The 524-nt window shown below is 30.3% G+C and carries 1 protein-coding gene; it reads left to right on the top strand.

Features of this window, described 5'->3' with window-relative positions:
* Positions 1-29 precede the first annotated feature (29 nt).
* Positions 30-485 carry a hypothetical protein gene (locus AC6I5C_RS17850; protein WP_497906353.1) on the top strand — a complete coding sequence of 152 codons (456 nt, stop codon included), beginning with the start codon at positions 30-32 and terminating at the stop codon, positions 483-485.
* Positions 486-524 lie beyond the last annotated feature (39 nt).

Raw genomic sequence — 524 nt, forward strand, 5'->3', positions numbered from 1 at the left:
CCGTTGTACCAAATTAAAAAAACAAGTTAATGAAGACAGTAGCTTTTGAAGAAGCCATAAAACTGACTGAACAAATTTTAACAAATCCAAACAATTTAGACTGGCAATTAGGTTCTCCTGACTCCATTTTTAAATTGGCTTTATCTTCAAATATTAAAGTTGACGCCAATAAAGTAAGTTGGCTAGAAAGCGCTGCTTGGGGTACAAAAGAATATGACGATCAGCATTATATAAAAGAAATTTTCAAAAACAATGTACCTCCCTTATGTAAAGTTATAGCCATAACAGACAAATGTTTATTAAAAAAATTCGGAGCAGTTCAATTCAATTTCAATGAATTTGAAACATTTATTGATGAATATGAGAACTTTTTCGAAGCTCCTTTTTTCGAACCTTCACAAGACATGTTATTCATTTGTCCAGAAATTAAAATGATTATAGTGCAACATCATGAAAGTTTAATATGGAGATATCAAAAAAAATAAAACTTGGTACAACACCGTGTATAATTCATTGCTTCCGAT

This window comes from Mangrovimonas sp. sgz306409 (assembly GCF_059735265.1).

Excerpts from the sequence above, each read along its gene's own strand:
- AC6I5C_RS17850 (WP_497906353.1), top strand. The coding sequence starts at position 30 with ATGAAGACAGTAGCTTTTGAAGAAGCCATAAAACTGACTGAACAAATT.